At 68.4% G+C, this 22,207-nt stretch carries 14 protein-coding genes; 9 read left to right on the top strand and 5 right to left on the bottom strand.

The window, feature by feature from the left end:
• Nucleotides 1–32 precede the first annotated feature (32 nt).
• A complete protein-coding gene (locus tag HW274_RS06830; protein WP_185988446.1) occupies nt 33–1,712 on the bottom strand; it encodes a DUF349 domain-containing protein in 1,680 nt (559 codons plus the stop codon).
• A 293-nt stretch (nt 1,713–2,005) separates the two neighbouring features.
• Here HW274_RS06830 and HW274_RS06825 point away from each other — a divergent pair, with 293 nt between their 5' ends.
• The 7 genes from HW274_RS06825 (at nt 2,006) to HW274_RS06795 (ending at nt 11,041) form a co-directional block, all read left to right on the top strand.
• Nucleotides 2,006–3,619, top strand: a complete 1,614-nt coding sequence (locus HW274_RS06825; protein ID WP_075254268.1) for an ABC-F family ATP-binding cassette domain-containing protein — start codon at nt 2,006–2,008, stop codon at nt 3,617–3,619.
• 80 nt (nt 3,620–3,699) lie between these two features.
• Entirely contained in the window at nt 3,700–4,515 is an 816-nt protein-coding gene (locus HW274_RS06820; RefSeq protein WP_075254269.1) for an MBL fold metallo-hydrolase, read from the top strand.
• A gap of 51 nt (nt 4,516–4,566) precedes the next feature.
• Nucleotides 4,567–6,000 carry a histidine--tRNA ligase gene (hisS, locus tag HW274_RS06815; RefSeq protein ID WP_075254270.1) on the top strand — a complete coding sequence of 478 codons (1,434 nt, stop codon included), beginning with the start codon at nt 4,567–4,569 and terminating at the stop codon, nt 5,998–6,000.
• Nucleotides 5,997–7,793, top strand: coding sequence for a dynamin family protein (locus tag HW274_RS06810; RefSeq protein ID WP_075254271.1), 1,797 nt, complete (start codon nt 5,997–5,999; stop codon nt 7,791–7,793). The genes hisS and HW274_RS06810 overlap by 4 nt, the downstream gene beginning before the upstream one ends.
• Nucleotides 7,790–9,484, top strand: a complete 1,695-nt coding sequence (locus tag HW274_RS06805) for a GTPase (protein ID WP_075405433.1) — start codon at nt 7,790–7,792, stop codon at nt 9,482–9,484. Before HW274_RS06810 ends, HW274_RS06805 begins: the two co-directional genes overlap by 4 nt.
• 84 nt (nt 9,485–9,568) lie before the next feature.
• On the top strand, nt 9,569–10,192 hold the full coding sequence (locus HW274_RS06800; RefSeq protein WP_185988445.1) for an Arc family DNA-binding protein: 624 nt from the start codon (nt 9,569–9,571) through the stop codon (nt 10,190–10,192).
• 114 nt (nt 10,193–10,306) lie between these two features.
• Nucleotides 10,307–11,041 (top strand): DUF4097 family beta strand repeat-containing protein, encoded by a 735-nt coding sequence (locus HW274_RS06795; RefSeq protein WP_075253907.1) that lies wholly within the window; start codon nt 10,307–10,309, stop codon nt 11,039–11,041.
• Nucleotides 11,042–11,143: 102 nt separating this feature from the next.
• Here HW274_RS06795 and HW274_RS06790 read toward each other — a convergent pair whose 3' ends face one another.
• The 4 genes from HW274_RS06790 to HW274_RS06775 all read right to left on the bottom strand — a co-directional run bounded on the left by HW274_RS06790 (nt 11,144) and on the right by HW274_RS06775 (nt 17,224).
• Entirely contained in the window at nt 11,144–13,759 is a 2,616-nt protein-coding gene (locus HW274_RS06790) for a DEAD/DEAH box helicase (protein WP_075253906.1), read from the bottom strand.
• Between the two features lie 305 nt (nt 13,760–14,064).
• Nucleotides 14,065–14,946, bottom strand: a complete 882-nt coding sequence (locus HW274_RS06785; RefSeq protein ID WP_075253905.1) for an ABC transporter ATP-binding protein — start codon at nt 14,944–14,946, stop codon at nt 14,065–14,067.
• 4 nt (nt 14,947–14,950) lie between these two features.
• Nucleotides 14,951–16,027: an ABC transporter permease gene (locus HW274_RS06780; RefSeq protein ID WP_185988444.1), complete on the bottom strand. Its 1,077-nt coding sequence runs from the start codon at nt 16,025–16,027 to the stop codon at nt 14,951–14,953.
• A 6-nt stretch (nt 16,028–16,033) separates the two neighbouring features.
• Complete coding sequence (locus HW274_RS06775) at nt 16,034–17,224, bottom strand: ABC transporter substrate-binding protein (protein WP_185988443.1); 1,191 nt, start codon at nt 17,222–17,224, stop codon at nt 16,034–16,036.
• 587 nt (nt 17,225–17,811) lie between these two features.
• Between HW274_RS06775 and HW274_RS06770 the strand changes: the two genes are divergently transcribed.
• Both HW274_RS06770 and HW274_RS06765 read left to right on the top strand, forming a co-directional pair.
• Nucleotides 17,812–19,206: an enterochelin esterase domain-containing protein gene (locus tag HW274_RS06770; RefSeq protein ID WP_185989583.1), complete on the top strand. Its 1,395-nt coding sequence runs from the start codon at nt 17,812–17,814 to the stop codon at nt 19,204–19,206.
• Nucleotides 19,207–19,614: 408 nt separating this feature from the next.
• Entirely contained in the window at nt 19,615–22,065 is a 2,451-nt protein-coding gene (locus HW274_RS06765) for a hypothetical protein (RefSeq protein WP_185988442.1), read from the top strand.
• Nucleotides 22,066–22,207 lie beyond the last annotated feature (142 nt).

Here is a 22,207-nt window from a genome sequence, read left to right as displayed (position 1 = left end):
TCAGTCTCAGAGCTGAGCGGAAGGTGCTCGGCTCAGGCCTTGGCCGAGCGCAGCACCTGCTCGAGCCAGGCCCGGCGAGCCGTCAGCGCGGCCTCGGCCTCGGCGATCTTCTTGGCGTCACCGGCGGCCTGGGCGGCTGCCAGGTCCTTCTCCAGACCGGCGATCGCGTCCTGGAGCTGACCAGCCAGACCCTCGGCGCGGGCCTTGGTCTCCGGGTCGGTGCGGCGCCACTCGGCGTTCTCGGCCTCACGGATCGCGTCTTCGACGGCGCGCATGCGGCCCTCAATGCGACGCACGGCGCCGCGGGGGACCCGCCCGGCCTCCTCCCAGGCGTCCTGAATGGGGCGCAGGGCCTTCTTGGCGGCCTTGATGTCCTTGATGGGCAGGAGCGCCTCGGCCTTGGCCACCAGCGCCTCCTTGACCTTGAGGTTCTCGGCGAACTCGGCGTCGACGGCCTCGTCCTTGGCGCGGCGGGCGTCGTAGAAGACCTGCTGGGCGGCCCGGAAACGGGCCCACAGGGCGTCGTCCTCCTTGCGGGAGGCGCGTCCGGCCTTCTTCCACTCGGCCAGTAGGTCACGGTACTTCGCGGAGGTGCCGGCCCAGTCGGTGGAGGTCTGCATCTCCTCGGCGCGCTTGATGAGCGCCTCCTTGGCGGCCCGCACCTGCGCCTGCTTGGCGTCCAACTCGCTGAAGAACTGGCGGCGGTGACGGTCGAAGGTGGTGCGCGCGTGGGAGAAGCGCTTCCACAGCCCGTCCTCGGTGGGGCGGTCCAGGCGCGGCCCGCGCCGCTGCGCGGCCTTCCAGGACTCGAGCAGCTCACGCAGCTCGGCGCCGGAGTTCTTCCACTGCGTACGGGCCGGGTCCTGCTCGGCGATGGCCTCAGCGCGCTCGACGATCGCCGTGCGCTCCTTGAGGGCCTGCTCCTTGGCGGCCGCGCGCTCGGCGGACACGGCCTCGCGACGCTCGGCGGCCACGGTCTTGAGTGCGGCGAAGCGGGCCCGCAGTCCCTCCAGGTCGCCGACGGCGGCCGGCTCGGTGAGGGACTCGGAGATCGAGGACAGGGTCGAGTCGATCTCTCGGACGCTGAGCTGGGGCAGACGGGTGGCGAACAGGTCGATGGTCGCCTTGAGGTCCAGGTAGCGGCGCACGTAGAAAGCCATGGCCTCGGCGATCGGGGCATCGGGGAACTGGCCGACCTCGCGCTCGGCGCCGCCATCCTGGACGTAGACCCGGCCCTCACCGTCCACGCGCCCCCACTTGGCGGCGTCCATGGCCTCCTGCGGGTCGACGGCCGGCTCGGCAGGTGCTGCAGGCGCCGCTGCAGGGGCGGGAACCTCGGCCGGGGTCGGCGTGGCGTCCTGCGGGGTGGCCTCGGCGGCCTGAACCTTCTCGGTCGGCTGCTCGGTCTGGGCGGGCTCCTCGGAGGCGGGAGACGCCGGCTCGTCAGAGGACGCCGCTGTGGACTGCTCGCCGGGCTCGGACTCCTTGGAGGACTCGACGTCGGCCGGTGTCTGCGGGGTGCTGGTCTGCGTTGACGCAACGGCCTCAACCGCGGGGTCGGTGGGGGAGGCGTCGGCCGTTGGTGCCTGCTCCGTCGGGCTGGGCGCTGCCGACTCGTTCAGGTCGGTCGGCTGGATGGTCTGCTCAGCCTCGGGCTGGTTGTCAGACCGGTTGTCGGGCTGGATCCGCTCAGTCACGGGATGCTCCTTCATGGTTGACGGGGAGGGAGCGGCGTGACCGCTCCGTTCCGTTCGCGCCCGGCTCTCAAGCCGGGTGGTGGTGAGGTGCCGTCGGAGGACGGCAGTGCCGAAAGTCTACGTTCCCGCCGGCGGCATTCACCATCCTTCGCCCCACTGATTTCAGTTGATTCGTTGAGCGCCGGTGCCCCTCACTAGCGGGCCGGTGTCGGTTACCCCAACCTCGTCGACGGCTGGCGCTGTTAGCATGTGACCATGCTCGCGTGACTCGCCCCTGTGTCCCCACCGCCTCATGCCAAGGACGAGTCATGCCTGCGATCAGTTTCTCCCATGTCAGCTTCTCCTACACTTCCGCCCCCTTGCTGGAGGGCATCAACCTTACGGTCTCCGACGACGAACGCGTCTGCGTCGTCGGCCCCAACGGATCGGGGAAGTCCACGCTCCTGCGCCTGGCCACTGGCGAACTGTCGCCTGACCACGGGACTGTCAGCGTGCCCGGGCAGCATGGCCAGCAGACGGCCGACTCGGAGGAGTCGACTGCCACGTCGATCGCGGGCTACCTCGACGCCGTCTGCGCTGAGACCCTGGACGCGCTTGATCGTTTCGAGCGCATGGGCGAGGCCATTGCCCAGGCCGGAGCTGAAACCGGCTCCCTCGTCGAGGAGTACGACTCGTTACTGACCCGGCTTGAGTCTCTCGATGCCTGGAACCTTCCGGCTCGACGGGCTGAGGCGCTCGCCGGGCTGGGACTGGGGCGCGTGGATACAGGCCGCCTCGTCTCCTCCCTGTCGCCGGGCCAACGGGGAAGGCTGGAGATCGCCGCTCTGCTTCTTTCATCCGGTCAGGTGCTGGTGCTCGACGAGCCCACCAACCACCTGGATGCCGGTAGCAGTAGCTACGTGAGCGAGATGATGGTGTCATGGCCCGGACCGGTCCTGTTCACCTCTCACGATCGTGCCTTCATTGACGAGGTGGCCACCACCGTCGTCGACCTCGACACGGCGCCGTGGCAGGCACTGGCCACCGCCTCCGGGGACAGCGGCCCCGTGGGTGCCTACCGGTGCTCGGGGCGATACAGCGACTACCTCGTGGACAAGGCGCACGCCAGGTCGTCCCACCGCAGTCTTCACCAGCGTCAGCAGGAGCAGCGGCGCAAGCTCGTGCGTCACCGTCGCGACTCCGAGATCGTTGGGCACAGCGGGGCAGCTCCCCGGACCGAGGCCCGCATGGCCCGGAAGTTCTACGCTGACCGCGCCCAGCGCGTCTCCACCCGGCGCCAGACACAGGACGACCGCCGGCTGGAGGCGCTCGCCAGTACCGAGGTGCGCAGGCCCCGCTCCTACGAGCTGCAGCTGCGTCTGACTGAACCGGCGCTGCGAACGGGGATGGCGGTCTCTGCCCGGTCAGCTGCCGTACCCGGGCGCCTTGCACCGGTCACGGTCGATGTTATGGCAGGCGAACACCTGCTGGTCACCGGCGCCAATGGGAGCGGCAAGTCCACGCTTCTGACCTGGATGGGTAGGCGGTCAGCTCCCACGGAGGACTCCGTCGGCGGCCTCACGGTATCCGGTTCTGTGTTCTGGATACCGCAGCACCTGCCGAAACTCGGTGACCCTGGGGTGGATGAGAACGTGTGGACTGAGGGGATCGGGGACCGCGGCCGGGGGTCTCTGCACCCGCGCCTGTGGAACCGTCCCATCAGCGAGCTCTCCGACGGCAACCGGCGCCGCGTTCAGCTGGCCCTGGCCGCTGCTGCTGGGTCTGAGGTGCTTGTCGTCGACGAGCCCACGAACTACCTGGATCTGGACGCCCTCGAGATGCTCGAGGCCGCTGTGAGGACATGGACGGGCACGCTCATCGTCGCCAGCCACGACCGCTGGCTCATTGAGCACTGGTGGGGTCGGCGGCTTCACCTTCGGTGAGCCGGCCGGGTCCTGTGGTCCTGAGCAGCTCTTTGACCCGTATCGACACTGTTCCCAGACGGCCCAAGTAGGGTGGGGGCATGATCTTGGAGCGCACCATCGCACCCGTGTTCGCCGCCAACTGCTACGTCCTGGCCGCAGGCCCGGGCGAACCCGCCCTCGTCGTCGACCCCGGAGCCGGTGCCGCCCGCGGCGCGCTGGCCCTGCTTCGCTCCCATCGGCTCACCCTGAGCGCCATCCTGCTCACCCATGGTCATGCCGACCACGTGTGGGACAGCCAGGCGCTTATCGAGGCCGCCCACGCCGAGGGCCTGCTCACCAGTGATGACGCCGTCGACGTGCCGGTATACATCCCCGAGCGCGACCGCTACCGGCTCGAGGAGCCCGACATCACCACCGGTATCAGCGCCAACGGAATGAGCTTCACCGACATGGCCGGCAGCGAGTGGAAGCAGCCCGCCGACATCCGGCTCTTCCCGGGAGACGGCTTCTCCCAGGCCATCGAGCTGGTTCCCGGCATCGCGCTGCGTGCGGTCCCCGCTCCTGGCCACTCGGAGGGCTCCACGCTGTTCTTCTTCGAGGCCCGCCTGGCTGACAACGCCCTGCTCTACGAGGCCGAGGTCATCGATGACGACCCTGCCGTCGCCGACGAGGAGCACACCTACCTCATGGCCCTCGACGGTGACGTCATCTTCAAGGGCTCCGTGGGACGCACCGATCTGCCCGGCGGGGACCAGGTGCAGATGCTCGCCACCCTGCGCTTCCTGGCCAACGCCGTCGACCCGGCCACCATTCTGCTGCCCGGGCACGGCGCAGTGACCACCATGGAGCACGAGCACCACGGCAACCCCTACCTTGCCGAGGCCAAGATCCGTGGGGGAGACCTCAAGGCCTGAGAGCGGCAGGGCCCGACGGCGACGCGCAGGCTCACTGCTCGTCATGACACAATGCGGACCATGGCACAGGTACGACAAGCTCTCTCCTCACTGTCCGGCTTCCCCGAGTGGCTCCCCGCGGGCCACATCGTCGAGCAGCACTTCGTCGACATCCTGCGCCGCACCTTCGAGCTCCACGGCTTCAGCGGCATCCAGACCCGCGCCGTCGAACCGCTGAGCGAGCTGACGAAGAAGGGGGAGACCTCCAAGGAGGTCTACCTGCTCAGCCGCCTTCAGGCCGATCCCGCCGACGCCGAGTCCGAGACGGATCCGCGCAAGCAGCTGGGGCTCCACTTCGACCTGACCGTCCCCTTCGCCCGCTATGTCGTGGACAATGCCGGGCTGCTGACCTTCCCGTTCAAGCGCTACCAGATCCAGAAGGTCTGGCGCGGGGAACGGCCCCAGGAGGGACGCTTCCGCGAGTTCATCCAGGCCGATATCGACATCGTCGGTGACGGCGCCCTGCCGCTCCACCACGACGTCGAGGTCCCCCTCATCATGCACGAGGCGCTCAGCGCCCTGCCGGTGCCCGCGGTCACCATCCACGTCTCCAACCGCAAGGTCGCCCAGGGCTTCTACCAGTCGATCGGCATCGACACGGACCGGCTCATCGAGGTCCTGCGCGTGGTCGACAAGCTCGACAAGATCGGCCCGGAGAAGGTGGCCGCCGAGCTCACCCAGAGCGTTGGCACCAGCGCGCAGCAGGCGGCACAGGCCCTCAGGCTCGCCACCATCACCGGTACCGATGGTCAGGACGTCTCCGATCAGGTCCTGCGGGCGCTGGCAGGCGCCGAGCCCACCGAGCTCCTCATCGAGGGCCTGGCCGAGCTGACCGCCCTGCTCGAGGCCACCGGACGGCGCCGCCCCGGCGCCGTCATCGCCGACCTCAAGATCGCTCGCGGACTGGACTACTACACCGGCACGGTCTACGAGTCCTTCATGGCCGGCCACGAGGATCTGGGCTCAGTGTGCTCCGGAGGCCGCTACGACTCCCTGGCCACCAACGGCAAGCGCACCTTCCCCGGCGTGGGCATCTCCATCGGCCTGTCCCGGCTCCTGGCCCGCGTCATCGGTGAGGGCCTGGTGCAGGTCAGTCGACCCGTGCCCACGACGGTGCTCGTGGCCGTCACCGACGAGGCCCACCGCTGCGCCTCCGACGCCATCGCCGATGCGCTGCGCGCCCGCGGCATCAGCGCCGACGTGGCCCCCAGCGCCGCCAAGTTCGGCAAGCAGATCAAGGCCGCGGACAAGCGGTCCATCCCCTTCGTGTGGTTCCCAGGCGCAGAGGGAGCCCCCGACTCGGTCAAGGACATACGCTCCGGCGAGCAGGTCGAGGCCGACGCCGCGACCTGGCAGCCTCCCACCGACGACACCGCCCCACGGATCACCGTCAGCCCGGCTGCGGACTGCTCCCAGGACGGCTGCGAGGTCGACTCAGCCTCATGACCCCTAGCCGGAGCGAGTCCAGCAGCACGCACCACGTCCATCAGGCGACCAGGGCACTGTCCGCCCTCCGGGACAGCCTGACGGCCCTGTCCATGCCCTACGTCCTTCAGGGAACCGCTGCGGCCTCGGACAAGGCCACGCTCATCCGCGACCAGCTCGGTGACTACGTCCTTCCCCGCCTGGCCAGCCTGGACGCACCGCTGCTGGCCGTGGTGGGCGGCTCGACCGGGGCCGGCAAGTCGACCCTCGTGTCCTCGCTCGTTCGCCGGCACGTGGCCAGGGCCTCGGCGATCCGCCCCACCACGCGCCGCCCCCTGCTGCTGCATGCACCGACCGACGCCGCCTGGTTCGACACCGACCGGGTCCTGGGCTCCCTGTCGCGCATGCGCGTGGACGCCGACGCACCGGCGAGCCCGGCCACCGACCACACACCCAGAGAGCTCGAGCTGCGGGCCTGCGAAGGGCTGCCTGAGGGACTGGCGATCGTGGACGCACCCGATGTCGACTCCGTGGTCGAGGACAACCGGGACCTGGCCGCCACGCTCCTGGCCGGGGCGGACCTGTGGATCTTCGTCACCACGGCGGCGCGCTACGCCGACGCCGTTCCCTGGGAGCACCTGCGGGCCGCGGCCGAGCGGCACATCACGGCCGCCATCGTCCTGGATCGCGTACCGCAGGGTGCGCAGATCGAAGTGGAGGCCGACCTGCGGCGCCGGCTCGCGCAGGCGCACCTGGCCGAGGCACCTGTCTTCACGATCCCCGAGACCGCTCTGGACAACGACGGCTTCCTACCCGAGTCCTGTGTCTCGCCGCTGCGCCAGTGGCTGGGGGCATTGGCCTCCGACGCGGCCGCTCGCCAGGACGTCGCGCACCGCAGCCTGACCGGCGCGATCGGTTCCCTCCTGGCGCAGAGCGAGCTGCTCGCCGTCGAGCTGGCCTCCCAGGAGGCTGAGCACGCCGAGCTGCGGCGAGCAGCCACCTCCGAGCACGATGACGCTCTCGAGCGGGTCATCGAGGCCACCGAGGACGGCTCCATGCTGCACGGCGAGGTGCTGGCCCGCTGGCAGGAGTTCGTGGGCACCGGAGACCTATTCCGGTCCTTGGAGGTACAGGTGGGGCGGGTCCGCGACCGCGTCACCTCGCTTCTACGGGGACGTCCGGCGCCGGCCAAGCGCGTCGAGCAGGCGATCGGCTCCTCCCTGGTCGAGCTCCTGGTCGCCGAGTCCCAACGGGCATGCCTGGCCACGGAACGCTCCTGGAGACGGGCCGGTACCTCCCAGCAGGCGCTCAACCGGGCTCTGGCGGAGGTGCCCAGCCAGACCGGTCTGGAGGTCGTCGCCGCCGCCCTCGTCCACGACTGGCAGCGTCAGGTTCTCACGCTCGTTCGATCCGAGGGCTCTGACAAACGGCTCACTGCCCGCCTGTTGTCCCTGGGGGTCAACGGCGCCGGAGTTGTTCTCATGATCCTCGTCTTCGCTCACACCGGTGGACTGACCGGGGGAGAGGTGGGGATCGCGGGAGGTACCGCCATCCTGGCTCAGCGTGTGCTGGAGGCCGTCTTCGGGGACCAGGCGATGCGCGGCATGACCAAGCGGGCCCGGGAGGACCTCAGCGAGCGTGCCACGGCTCTGTTCGCCAACCAGGCGAAGTGCTTCACCGACGCTCTGCCGCTGCCCACACCGAGTGCCGACACGCTGCGAGAACAGCTTCGAGCCTGCCAGGAGGCGGCCACGTCCTTGCGCGTCCTGCCGGCTGCCCACGGTCGCCGTACGGCCGGGAGGAGAGCCAGGTGACCACCGACCGCTCCGCAGTGTCAGACCTTCCGATGGTTCTTGAGGACCTGGCCAGGGCGGTCGACCTGGGCGAGCAGCTCGGTCTGCGCGAAGAGCTCACCCAGGCCCGCGACGTCCTCACGCAGGCCTCCCACCGACGGCGTCTGGCGCCGCGGACCACGGTGGCGGCCCTGCTCGGGGCGACCGGGTCGGGCAAGTCCAGCTTGACCAACGCTATGGCCGGCTCCGAGGTGTCCCGAACCGCCCGCACCCGCCCGACGACCACTCAGCCCCTCGCCGTCGTCCCGGACACGGCCGCTGAGGCCACCGAGCTGCTGGACTGGCTCGCCATCAACCACAGAGTGCGCGTCGACGGCGGCTGGGCCCTGGGCGAGACGACGGTGCTGGTCGATCTGCCCGACATCGACTCCGACGAACCCGAGCACCGGGCCATTGCCGAGCGCATGGCGGGCAAGGTCGACGTCCTGGTGTGGGTCCTGGATCCGGAGAAGTACGCCGACGGCGTCGTGCATCGCGACTTCCTCATCCCTATGGCGGCGCACGCCGAGGTCATGGTGGTCGCCCTCAACCAGGTGGATCGCCTCGACCCCGACAGCCGGGACGCAGTGCTTGCCGACCTCAGGAGGATCCTGGACCGAGAGGGGCTTGGAGCCGTCTCAGTGATCCCCGTCAGTGCCCGCACCGGGCAGGGCGTTGAGGCCCTGGCGCGCGCTGTGGCCTCGGTCGCCTCGAACAGGCTGGCCAGTGCGCGAAGCCTTGCCGCCCACGCCCAGCGGGCAGCCCGTGAGCTGGGGGAGCGCATGGGGCTCATCGCTCCATCCGGCCGTGGTGCGCCAACACCGGGTCCGGCCGACCAGCAGGAGCCGCAAGTACGTCAGTCCCTCACTGCCCTGCGACAGGCGGCTGCGAGCCTCGCCGGGGTCGACGTCGTGTCGCAGGCGGTTGAAGGATCGGACCGTCACCGGGCCCGCACCCGAGTCGGCTGGTTCTGGCTGCGGTGGATCGGGCACCTCAGACGCGACCCGCTTCGAGCCCTTCACCTGGGAACCGGGCGCCCATCTTCCCCGAAGTCCGCAGACGCGGAACAATCCGACGGCGCCATGGGCTCCGGCGTCATCGACCTGACCTCCCTGCCTCCCGCAGGACCTGCCGCAACGGGCAGGCTGCGAAGCAGTGCTCACGTCTACGCCGTGGCGGCCTGCTCCGCTCTGCCCGGTGACCTGGCCGCTCAGGCCGTTCTGCGCAGTGACGAGCGTGCCGAGAGGCTTGCCGAGCCTCTGGAACTGGCTGTGGCCCAGGTGGACTACGGGACGTGGAAGCGTCCGGTCTGGTGGAAAGTCGCGAACGTGCTGCAGTGGGTGACCGCACTGGCAGCGCTCATCGGCGGGTTGTGGCTGGTGGCCATCCACGTGCTGGAGGACTACCTCCTGCTCATCAGCATCGACGTTCCGCGCTGGGGGGCGGTCCCCTGGCCCACCGTCCTTCTGCTCGGGGGCCTGTTGATCGGACTGGTCCTAGCGGGTCTGGGGACATTCCTGGCCGGCCTTCAGGCCAGGCGTCACCGCAGGCGGATCATCGAGCGCTTGCGTCGGGCCACCGACGAGGTCGTGAACGCCGAGCTCATCGAGCCGCTCAGAGCCGAGACACATGGGTGGGTGGAGCTCGCGCGGATTCTGGAGCGAATCGCCTGATGCGACACCACTACGCTTCAATCTGACGTCATTTTGACACCAAAGGCTCTAGGTTGAGGTGTTTCGTGGTGTCATAATGGTGCCATGCATGTGGATACCTACACCGAGACCCTGCGTCGTACTCTCGTGGAGACCTCGTCCCTGGGTGACGACCGGACCCAGGACGTGGCCCGCTCCCTGGCGGCTGCACTCGAACCGGCGCTGCGCCTCGTCGCCCTGCAGATGCTCACGGACACCGCAGATGAGCTCAACAGCGAGCTCGACGGAGCCCATGTTGCCGTTGTGATGGACGGGGCGACGCCCCATCTCCTGGTGACCCAGGCTGATCGGTCTGATGAGCGGGAGCAGGACCACGTGACGGGCCCGGACCGCCATGCTCAGACTCCGGCGCACGCAGTACCTGAGGTGGCGGACGGGCCGGAGGTCCGCACGACGCTGCGCATGCCCGAGTCACTCAAGCAGCAGATCGATGCCGCCGCCCGGGTGCAGGGACGTTCGGTCAACGCCTGGCTTGTGGAAGCGGCTCGAGGCGCCCTGTCAGAACAGTCGCTCGCGTCGGGTTCCCAGCGCCCGCCGAGCACCGGCAACGACGGGGCGGGGTCTGATCGTTCTGCGAGTGGCTCCGACGGCGGACGCCCCACCGACTGGCGTGCCAGACCGGCACAGCACCGGAGCGCGGGGGCGACGCTCAGCGGCTGGTTCGGCTGACTGCGTACCACCGCGCCGTCGTGCCACTGAACCTCACCTGATCCCAACGATTCACCCGCTGGGTGACCACATCGTGACATTCCGCGCAGATACCTGAACCTGAGGAGACCACCCATGCCGATCTGGACCTTTGACCTTCCCGACGACGTTCAGCCGAGCCTCGTCCTGGATCTGTCCACTCTGAGCGTGGTGACCGCGCCTGGGACGGGAAGCGCGATCACCGTCGAGGCCGATGAGAGCCTGACCCCCCTCCTGGACGTCACCGCTGACGGGGCCGAGGTGAGCATCCGTCAGATCGCTCTCGTGGGACGTGAACGATTCGCTGGCATCTGGCCGTGGGGCCCGCAGACATCTCGAGTTCGGGTCACGGTGCCGCACGGTACGCACCTGGACGCCCGCCTCGATGCCGGATCGATCAGCGCTGAGCACTCCTGGGAGCACGTGCAGATCCGGACCTCGGCGGGATCGATCCGGCTGGGCGACTGCATGAGTGCGCAGGTGCACGCCGACGCCGGCTCCATCGTCATCGGCGCCCTGCATGAGGGGAGCGTGAGGGCTCAGGCCGGTTCGGTGCGCATTCGCTCGACCTCCGGCACGGTGTCTGCCCACACGGAGGCCGGCTCGGTCAAGATCGTCGAGGCCCATGAAGGATCCTTGGATCTGTCCAGCGAGATGGGAACCGTGTCGGTGGGAGTGCCTGAGGGAACTGCGGTCCTGGCCGACTGCCACTCCGACTTCGGCCGAGTCGCCACCGACCTGCCCCGCCAGGACCACCCCGATGCCTTCGAACGACGCCTCGAGCTGCGGGCTCGCACCCAGATGGGGACCGTGCGGGTGCGCAGGGCCTGAGCACCCACCCATGCGACGACCAGATGGCGGAGTAATGGGGAGAGTAGTGGGGGCGGCAACACATGTTGCCGCCCCCAACCGCATCAGTGGAGTCCTCGCGACTCAGCGCTCGCCGTGCCCTCCGCGGAAGCCGCCCCGGTTGCCGCCGAAGCGGTTCTGGTTGCGCTCACCGTAGCCACGGCGCTCGCCCCGGTGCCCGTCGCGGTCGTAGCCGCGGCCACCCCGGTCCTCGCGCCGGCCACGGAAGTCGTCCCGATCGCGACCGCGCTCGTCCCACCGACGGTTGTCACGGCGGTCCGAGCGGTCGTAGCCGCCCCTGCCGCCGCGCCCATCACGGTCCTTCCAACCGCGCTCGCCGTCTTCACGGCGGGGACGGAAACCGCGTTCCGACCGCTCGCCACGGTCGCTGCGGTCGCCACGGTCCTTGCGGTCCTGCCAGTCACGCCGCTTAGGACGACGCTCGGCGCCGTTGGGGCCGGACCAGCCGTGCCCCGGACCCTCGTCGGGACGGATCCGCAGTTCGCGGCCGGCAAAGGTCGCCCGCCCCATGACGCTCAGCTGCTCGGGGCTGAGGTCGGCGTAGATTGTGACCAGGGAGAAGGACTGAAGGATGTCGATCTTGCCAATGTCGGAGCCCTCGATACCGCCCTCGTTGGCCAGTGCGCCCACGATCGCTCCGGGCAGGACCCGGTCGCGGTGCCCGACCTCCACGCGGTAGACGGTCCCGGGACCCTCGTGCTCGCGGCGCCCGGAACGCGTGGCCGAGCGGCGTCCCTCGCCGCGGTCTCCTCGCTCTGCACGACGGCCCTTCTCCCTACCGCCTTCGAAGGAGGCCGACAGGAAGGTCCCCTCGGAGTCGAGGTTCTCCTCCCGGCGGGCGCGCTGGGGGCGCTCACCGCCCCGGTCCTCGCGCCTGCGCGGTCCCTCGTCGCCCACGGCCAGGGCCAGTAGCGTGGCCGCCAGCTCCTCGACGTCGATGTTCAGCTCCTGGGCGGAGTCGGCGACCAGCGGCAGGTACATGTCCAGGCGGCCGCGCTCGTGGCGGGCGGCTGCCTTGGACAGGAGCTTGCGGGCGCGGTGCTCGGAGACGTCCGCGGGGGAGGGCAGGGTGATCTCCTCCAGACGGCTTCCGGTGAGGCGCTCGATCTGGCGGAGCTTGCCCTTCTCCTTGGGGGTTAGGAAGGTGACGGCCTCGCCGTGGCGGCCGGCGCGGCCCGTGCGACCGATACGGTGCACGTAGGCCTCGGCCTCGCGGGGCACGTCGAAGTTGACGACCAGGCCGATGCGGTCCACGTCCAGGCCTCGGGCGGCGACGTCCGTGGCCACCAGCACGTCGAGGGTGCCGGCGCGCAGCCGCTCCACCAGGCGCTCGCGCTCGCGCTGAGGCACGTCACCGGAGATCGCGGCGGCCTGGATGCCCCGGCCCGCCAGCTCGATGGCGACGTCCTCGGCCGTGGACTTGGTCCGTACGAAGACGATGGCGGCCTCGGCGTCGGTGACCGCCAGGACCCGGGAGACGGCACCGATCTTGTGACGGAAGGGAACCACCGCGTAGGTCTGGTGGACGGTGGCGACGGTGGAGGCCGGCCTGGAGACCTCGACCTGAACGGGCTCGTGAAGGTGCTGGCGGGCCACGGCCTGGATGGCCGGCGGCATCGTCGCGGAGAACAGGGCGGTGCGCCGATCGGTGGGAAGAGACTCCGCAATCGTCTCCACGTCCTCGGCGAAGCCCATCCGTAGCATCTCGTCGGCCTCGTCCAGGACGAAGTAGCGCACGTCGTCGAGCTGAAGCGCACCCTTGTCAATGAGGTCGATGACGCGCCCGGGAGTGCCGACGACGACCTGGGCGCCGCCCTTGAGCGCGCCGATCTGGGGGCCGTAGGGGGCGCCGCCGTAGACGGCCACCACCTCCAGTCCGCGGGAGCGGGCGGCCATGTCAGTGATGGCCTCGGCGCTCTGGAGCGCGAGCTCGCGGGTGGGGGCCAGAACGAGCGCCTGAACGACGTTGTCGCGCGAGTCGACGGCGTCGAGCAGCGGAAGCCCGAAGGCCGCCGTCTTGCCGGTTCCGGTCTGGGCGACGCCGACGACGTCGCGGCCGGCCAGCAGAACCGGGATCGCCTCCTTCTGGATGGCGGTGGGGGTCACGAAGCCCATGTCGGTGACGGCCTTGAGCAGGTCACCGGGAAGACCCAGGTCGGCGAAGGTGATCTCCTCATCCTCGTGAGCGGTCCTCACCTCGCTCTTGTCCCGGTTGCGCGGTGAGGCGGTGCGCTCGACGCTGCGCTGGTGGCCGTCGGAGGCAGTGTCGGAATCGGTGTTGGAATCAGCATCGGTGTCGATGAAGGGGGTGTGGCCGTCAACCTCGTCCTCATCAATGTCGACGCCGTCGTCCTCATCGGAGTCGTCGATCCCGTCCTCCGGGTCGGCCTCGGGGAGGTCTCGGTCGACGTCGTCCGCCTCCTCCTCGTGGTCGACGTCCTCCGGGTCCTCAGGGGAGTCGGAGGAGGCAGGAGTGGCGAAGTCCTCGGGGGAGGAGGCGGTGCCATCGCGGTGGTGCGGCGCGGCGACACCGCTCTCCTCATCGTTCTTGGCCGGGCCGGCCTGCTCGCCGCCGGAGAGCTCGGCGGAGAAGAGCGCATCGAGGCTGAGGGGGCTGTTGCCGTCCTGGCTGGGAGCGTCGGAGGCGCCGGGCACAGTACTGCTGCTGGAGTGAGTCATGAAGTTATCCCATATCTGTCCCCATGAAGATGGTGGGGACCGCGGCGGAGTGTGGGGGAGGACCTTTTGTCCTCCGCTCTTTGCCGTACCTGGCCCACCACACTCGCCCCGCACCCGGACTGGCCGGGTGACTCATGGGCTAACACGCACAGACTCACGGGATACTCGTGCCGCACACCGGGTGCGGCAGGACCCGAACGGGGTCAACAGGGCACGGATCGCTCCTGAGCCCAGGCTACGGGAGAATCAGCGGAACTCCGCGCTCCACGGGCTGGATCACAGGTGAGGTCGGTCTCGTGGCCCGTTCACCGCCCCAGCAGGCCGAGGATCTTCCGACGTAGCTCGCGGACCTCGTCACTCGACTCGTCGTGCTCGGGCACCTCGATGTCGGCGACGACGCGCGCGGGGCGCTCTGACAGGACGACCACTCGGTTGGACAGGCGCAGGGCCTCGTCCACGTCGTGGGTGACCAGGACGGCGGTGAAGCGTTGGGACTCCCACAGCCTGAGGATCTCGTCCTGGAGCTGGAGGCGTGTCAGGGCGTCGAGCTTGCCCAGGGGCTCATCCAGGAGGAAGAGCCGGGGTCGGTTGACCAGGGCTCGGGCCAGTGAGGCCCGTTGAGCCATACCGCCTGAGAGCGTGGAGGGGTAGGAATCGGCGAAGTCCCGCAGCCCCACGATCTGCAGGGCCGCCTCCACCCGGCGCCGGTCGCGCTCCATCCGGCCTCTCGCCTCAGGGCCCAGGGCGACGTTGTCCCGCACGGTCCTCCACGGTAGCAGCGTGGCGTCCTGGAACGCGAGCGCGCGCAGAGGCGAGGGGCCGGTCACCTGCGTGGAGTCGACGGTGACGCTGCCCTCGACGGGCTGCTCCAGCCCGGCCAGCAGTCTCAGGATCGTGGACTTCCCGCAGCCGGACGGCCCCACGAGTGAGACGAACTCCCCGGGTGCCACCGTCAGGTCGATGTCATGGAGGACGGCAAGCTGATCCGGCTTGGCAGCCTCAGCCTCGTAGCGAGCCCTCGCAGCGGGGGAGAACCGGCGCAGCAGCAGATGGAGCCACCCGTGCTCCAGGTCATGGGACAACGGGTAGCTGTGGGAGACACCAGCGAGATCGACCTGTGCCCCGCGGGGGACGGACGGAGTCGAGACCTGCGGCGCGGCAGTAGCCGCCGACGAATCAGCAGACATCGGTTCACCACCTCACAAGGTTCTGCTGCCATGCCAGCAGCGAGGAGCGGATCTTGAACAGCAGGACCATGAGCGTGCGGCAGAAGGTCACCAGAATGATGAGACCCACGTACATCCGGGGGTAGTCCGCCCAGCCCTTGACCCAGTTGATGTACCAGGCCAGGCCCTTGTCGACGCCGGTCAGCTCGGCGGTCATGAGGGCGGCGAGCGAGGTTCCCAGTCCCGTGAACAGGCCGGTGAGCATGTCTGGTAGCGCGGAGGGCACAGCCACCCGTCTGATGAGGAAGAACTCGTCGGCTCCCAGCGTGCGGGCCATGTCGATGTAGTCGCGGCGCACGGAGCGAACTCCCGCGCGAGTCATGGTCGCCATGGGGAACCAGGCGCCGAAGCCGACGATGAAGGCTGCCGAGGTGTACGTCGTCGGAAGCAGCAGCAGCGCCAGTGGAAGCAGCGAGGCCGCGGGAACCGGGCCGACGGTCTGAAGGAGCGGATGGAGCCAGTAGTCGGCGCGCCTCGACCACCCCATGAGCAGGCCTGTGAAGAACCCCAGCACCGAACCGGTCGTGTACCCGATGATGAAGAGCAGCGCCGAGGCGCCCAGGCAGCTGAGCAGCAGCCTCCAATCACCCAGGAGGGAGGCAATGAGTACTTCCGGGGCGGCGAAGTACGGGGGCGTGAGCAGTCCGAGCTTGGATGTTGTCAGCTGCCAGACGATGAACCATGCGCCGGCGGCGTTGATCCAGGGCAGGAAGTGCGTCAGTGACGTCGCTGCCGAAGAGGCCGGTCTGACCCGTGCCGTGAGTGTCCACGCGATGAGGGCGATCAGCCATGTCCCGGCAAGGACTGTCACTGGAGTGGTCGACTCCTTGCGGAGAAGGTCGGCTTCCGGCAGGGCGATGACGATGACCAGGTAGGCCGACCACAGGAACAGCGCCGTCGTGCTCACAAGCGCGCCTGCGCTGGAACGGGGATCACTTGGTGTGCTCTGCCTGGCCGTGGAGGAGGGCGGTTGCGGATCCCTGTTGTCGATGGGCTTGACGGATGCGGTTGATGTGGTCGTGGGGCTCACCTCAGCGGGCATCGTCAATCAGTCCTTGATGCCGAGGTCGGCGACGACGGTGTCGGTCAGCTTCTGGGCGGAGACGTCGGATGCGATGAATCCGGTCCCCTTGAACTTCTCGATGCCGGGTTCGATCGCGGCCCGGAACCTGGAGGCCGAGGCCTTGAACCCGTATGTCTTGAGCACCCGGACGACGACGTCCTGGTCCGCGGCGACGTAGTCGTTGTCGACCTCGATCTTGGCGATCTCCTCGATGTGGTCCGGCACGTAGGCCGAGCCCTTCAACCAGGCCTCGGTCAGAGCCTTCGCCTCCTTGGGCTGTTGACGTACGAAGTCCCCGTTGAGTGCTACCGAGCAGCAGAACTCCTCAGCGTCGTTATTGGCCAGCTCACGGGCCGTCCCGTTGAAGACGGGAAGCAGTGGTCCAGGGTCGGAGCCCATGATGGCGTCCACCTGACCGTCAGTCAGCGCGGTCCCCAAGGAGTCCGCATCGACTGTGCGCCACGTGATGTCGCCTCCATCCGGCTTGACGTTGATGCCGGCCTCGGACAGCCCGATCGCGAAGTAGGCGAAGGCGGATGACGACAGTGACGGCACGCCGATGGTGGTGCCTTTCAGGTCAGCCAGCTTCTGATATGGGGAGTCCTTGCGCACCACTAGGCGCAGGCAGCCGGCGTGGAGCCCTGCGGTGAGCCTGGCGTTGAGGCCGTTGTAGATCGGCTCCAACCAGGAGAAGAAGATTCCCGGGGCGCTGATGTACTTACCGGCTCCCACGCCGTCCTTGGTGTCCTCGGTCTGCTGGGTGCGCGCCAGCGTGACCTTCAGTCCTGCGTCGTCGAAGAAGCCCTGGTGGTACGCGGCGTACAGCGGTGCGGCGCAGATGTCGCCGCCAATCACCAGGGGGAGTGCCTCGTGGGCTCCGATGACTCCTTGGTTGGTGCGCCGAATCGTTAAGTACGCGCCGGTGCCGACCACGGCAGCGGCTGCGAGTCCCCCAATCGTGAGCAGTGTGCGCCGTGACGGTTTCCCGCGATGCGACTGATCCGCCTCAGTGGCGTCAGGGCCGTCGATATCGTCGTCGGCTGCCAGAATCGCGGCGGCGTTCTCAGCCGTGACCTCCTGAGTCTCCACGACCTCGGCGTCTGATGGAACGGAGGACAAGGAGTCGGAGGACTGGCACGGATCGGAGGAAGAGGAGGACGACGAGGACGTGGACATGGTTTCTCCTGTAGTGGTGGGAACGGACCTCGATGCGCAAGACGCCGAAGCTTTCCGGTGAAAATGGTGGAGGAGGAGCACGAGAGGCCGAGCGGATCAAGCCGGGCAGGTGCTGACACAGCCTCAGGCCATCAGAGCGTGAGGAAGTGCGTCTCTGTACTCTGGCGAGTGCAATACGCGGCACGGGAGCCCACGACGTCATGGCCGGTTATCGTTCTCGGCCGGTGTCAGCGCTGCTTTGAGGCGTCGTCGCACTCCTCGGGCAGGTTCAGCGCCGGGGGGAGTGGGGTCAACAGGCTCGACAACAACACATCTGCGCACCACACATGACCGCGAGCGCCTGTGCGCCAGGAGCGGTTGTGGCCGTAAGAACGATGTGCGTCATGACGACTAGCCTATGCCACCCTCCCCGGAACAATGCAAGCCTGCCGTTCGTCCCATGATGGGAGCTTCCCATCGCCGGATCACTGTGGAACCGATACGTGGAACTAATACTGGGTGGCTGTAGAGTCGGCGGCGTGAGTGGGGTGTGTGGCGATGAACTGCCTGTGCCGCGGGCACGGTGGAGACAGTTGGTTCCGACTCCTGTGGCCCAGGACGGTGGCCCGCTTCGCATCACCCCGGCGTGGTGGCCTCAGGATCCCGACGATTCAGCCGTGGCCGCTGCTGCGGTGCGCGGCACTCCCGTGCTGGGGGAGGGGCGCACCATCAACGGGGTTGAGATGGTGGAGGCGAGCTTCTTGTGGCGCGATGACCACCGGCACGGCGCCACCCCCAGTGTTCTCATTCATCTCAATACGCTGACCGACAACCATCGCGCTCACATCGCGCCGGCACTGGCCGCCCGGGTTCCTGGGACCTGCTGGTGGGCGCTTCACGTCCTGCTGCCGCAGGATGCACTCTTGAGCTACCGGATCGTCGTGACTCACGACGCCCTGCCTGACGACGCCGGGGCCCGACGCGAGTGCTGGAAGCGCGTTCACGCATTGGGACGGCCCGATCCCCTCAATCCCGAGCTGATGCATGACGGCTTCGGTCTGGTGTCCTCGATGTGGATGGGCCCCAAGGCCGTGCTGCACCCGGATTGGATGATCGGCTCGGGCGCTTCGGCAGAGCGGGCAGGGCGGGTGCTAAGCCGTCCCCATGATGAACACGACGGGTACGTCCTCCGGTTCGACCTGGAGAACGAGGTGCTCAGAGACTTTGATGGGCCGGCAGACCCCGGACGGCGAGTCACACTGTGGTGCGGGGGGTGTGTCCAGGAGTCCACCTGTGGGCGCAGTGAGCGGGGTCTGCTGGTCCTGCTCGACGGAAACATCTGGCGTGGCAACCATGTCGTCGATCACCTGGCCCCCAGATCCTACCGATGGGATGTGTTGCTCATCGACTCCGGCAGCCTGGCCATGCGCTCACGCGACCTGGCGGATCCGCGACGCAGCAGAGAACTGCTCCGTAGGTGCCTGCAGGCGGCACATCGGGCCATCTGCGGCCGAGGCTGCGGGTTTGCTGCGTCGTCTGAGGATGGTGGTGGTTGCATGTGGTGCCCAGATCGGATCGTGGTGGCTGGGCAGTCTTTGGGAGGGGTTGCTGCGGCCGACCTGGTTCTGCGCCATCCCGAGCTGGCTAGTCGTGCCATTGTCCAGTCCGGCTCTTTCTGGCTCGGCTCTCAACGCCGAGGTGAGGGTGAAGGGGAGCTGCTGCGCTGGTTGCGTCACCGCTCCGAGGCCCGGAGCCTGCAGCGCCCGAGAAGCGATCAGCATCCTCATGATGGTGAAGGGCTGGGGGCGCGACTGGTGGTCCAGTGCGGGGTCCATGAAGACGGCCTGCGTCAGGGGGCTCGCACGGTGTCAGAGCTTCTTGCGGGCGAAGGGGCGCTGCTGGAGTATCGCGAGGAGCGTGGCGGGCACGATTACGCCTGGTGGCGTCATGCCTTGTCGTGGGGGCTTGATGCTCATGAGGAGGACCTGGGGTTCTGCTCATGAGTCACCTGAGGTGCTCCGCATGCGGCTGTCGCCAGCGCGGGGCGCGCTGCAGGGGTGGATCCGCTGCGCAAATAAAACCGTGACACAAAAGAAATCTTGGCTACAAAGGGGTTACGTATCCCAATTTATCGTTACCATTGCTCGAGTTTCCTCAGGCCTCCCGGTTCTGAATGGTCTCAACCCGACCGATTGACGGGTTACCGCTGTGTATACTTAACCCGGAATCGACAACGCGGACGATGTTTTCGGGTGATAGCGGATTCTTAGAAGGGAGGCGTCCGTCTATCATCGTTCGCGAAAGGCAGTCGCGCCTGCTTCATGGTGCGTCCTTTCCTCGTGCATCTCGGTTGTCAACCATGTGCTGTACGAGTAAGTCCATCTGCCCCTGCCCATGAACGAGACCACGTCATGCAATACGCTCAGCGGCTGCTTGCCGCCCTCCCTCCCATCAGGAGCGGCCTGCGCGCGATTCTTGCTGTTCTGACAGCCTTCGGCATTGTTCTGGCCACCGCCGGTGTGGCCGCCATGCCTCTCCTGAATGCAGGCAATGTCGTTGAGGACTATGAGAGCGGCTCGGCCTGTCACCCTATCGCCAGAATGGTCTACCCCGAGGGGCAGTCGGCGCCCGAGTACGTGATGCCGGTCTATGAGACCGGATTCGGTGCGGGGGTCGATTCGATCCTGTTGAACTGGTGCAGTACCGCAGGGGAGGTCCTGGAGGACCCCACCATCACGCTGAACGTCGTCGAAGGCAAGACTGTCACTCCCTACCTGCTCCCCGGTATCAAGGCCGAGCTCGAGCGTCCCGCTCCCGCCAACGGCGAGCAGGAGGTATTCATCCCGACGGACTACCTCGTCAAGGGGATGCGTCAGGCCACCGGTGACAGCGGCTGGGACGTCGGCACGAAGGTCTTCAGCCTCACCTACACCAGTGGAACGGAGAGCGCGACGACGGGCTTGTTCTCCTTCGTCAAGCAGGACCCGAATGTCATCAACCCCCCGGTTCCTGAGCCGACGCCGGAGCCGACTCCCGAACCGTCTGCGGAGCCCACCGCAGAGCCGACGCCTGAGCCCACTGCGGAGCCCACCACCGCAGAGCCGAGCGCCGCACCCGGTCCGGTGCCGACTGCTGAACCGACGACCGCGCCCACTGCGGAACCGGCTCCTCATGCCACAACTGAGTCGTCGCCGACCCCCTCGCCGACTGCCTCCGCGGCGCCCAGACCGTCAGACAGTCCTTCTACGACTGCCTCACCCAGCTCATCGCCCTCGCCTTCCACGTCTCCCAAGCCCGAGCCGACGGCCTCCGCTCAACCGAGTGCCTCCCCGAGCGCCACGGTTGCGACGTGCCAGGTCAAGCCCGCCGTCCAGGTACTCGGCTCCGACGGCTCGGATCTCCAGGGGGCAGAGCCCTCCTACGACCCGGATACCGCAGTCAGGGTCCGGGGAACGGGCTGGTGCTCGCAGGGGACGATGCTCGACGGCGAGAAGCCGGTCGAGATCAAGGTCGCGGCCTACGGCGGGTACGTGGTTCCGGGAACGCTCTCGGTTCCCGTCACCTTCCGTCACGGGTCCTTCGACGCCCAGCTCAACCTGTCGGCCCTCTACACCGGGGGGAAGGCCGACAAGGGGCGCTACTACCTGCAGCTCTCGCCCATCGATTCCGGGCTGACGGCCGCGACCAACATCTTCGTCCTCAACAAGGCCGTCGCTCCGCAGCCCACGCCGGAGCCGTCCCCCGCGCCGAGCCCGGCTCCTACGCCGACCGCGGAGCCCTCGGCCACCGCGGAGCCCACCAGCGACCCCGCACCGGAGCCGACTGGTTCACCCACCAGCCCTGCTCCCACGCCCTCGACTGCTCCGTCGTCGGAGCCCTCCGCCTCACCGGCCCCCTCGGCCCACCCCTCCGAGACGGCGTCCCCGGCCCCTGCACCTCAGACCACCGAACCCGACCAGAACGCTCCGAAGCCGAGCTCGAATGACAGTGATCGCCCCGGAACGGACAACGCCGCGGGCGACAACCCAGGTGGCAACCCTGGCGGCACGAGCTCCGGTTCGGGCTCCGGCTCGGGCGCTGGTTCAGGTGCAGACACGGGCGCGGGTACAGGTGCAGGCAGCCAGGCCGACTCCTCCCAGCAGGCATCTGGTGCCGGATCGGACTCCGGTTCCACCTCGCAGGACGGCTCCGCCCAACAACCGGCCAACACTGGGGCGGCGCCCGCCCCGACTGCCGGTGGCTCAGGAGGCGAACGCGCCCATGCCTCGGAAGACTCCGCGGCCTCGGCGCAGGCATCGCCTGAGGCTGACGCGACCTCGCAGCGCACCGTCCGTCCCGACCGGAGCCCGGTGGCCCCAGTGACCAGCGCGGCCCACCTGAGCGCGGACAACGCCGGCTCCCTGTCCGGCTCCCGCCAGGGCAACATCGTCAACCTCGTCCTGCCCAAGTCCAAGGCGCAGGCGGGCGAGTGGGTCTCGGTGTTCGTCTTCCCCGGCGCCACCACGAAGGGGTGGGTGCAGGTTGATGATGCCAACAGCGTCTCCATCGATATCTCGACATTCGACTCCGGCTCCTACGAGCTGGCGGTGGCCGATCGTGACAACAGCCTCCTGGGGTGGGCGAAGCTGGAGATCTCCTCTGCCTCCTTCGATCCTCGCAACCCGGCACAGGCTCAGCTGCTGACCTTCCCGGACAACGCGGCTGCGCCCACCAAGGGCCTGAGCACCAACGACATGCTCCTGGGGAGCGCCGGAGGACTGCTGGTCGTCGGTGCGGTGAGCCTGCTGGTCGCCGCGTTCTCAGGGATGCCGCTGCGCGCACCACGGACCTCCCCGCGGCTGCGGCTTCCGCGCAGGCGCTGAGACGGTGTAGTAGGAGAGCGTCAATGACATCGTCAAGGGGCCGGAGCACGCGGTCGTGGAAAGGAGGTGTGAGCAGATGATCCGGATATTCCGGACGACTGAGCGCGTACGGCGTGAGCGGCGTTCCGGGCCGAGTCGGCAT

It is taken from the genome of Actinomyces sp. oral taxon 169, assembly GCF_013394715.1.
Lineage (GTDB): Bacteria > Actinomycetota > Actinomycetes > Actinomycetales > Actinomycetaceae > Actinomyces.
Note: the sequence above shows the minus strand (reverse complement) of the source record. Positions and strands in the feature narration are given on the sequence as shown.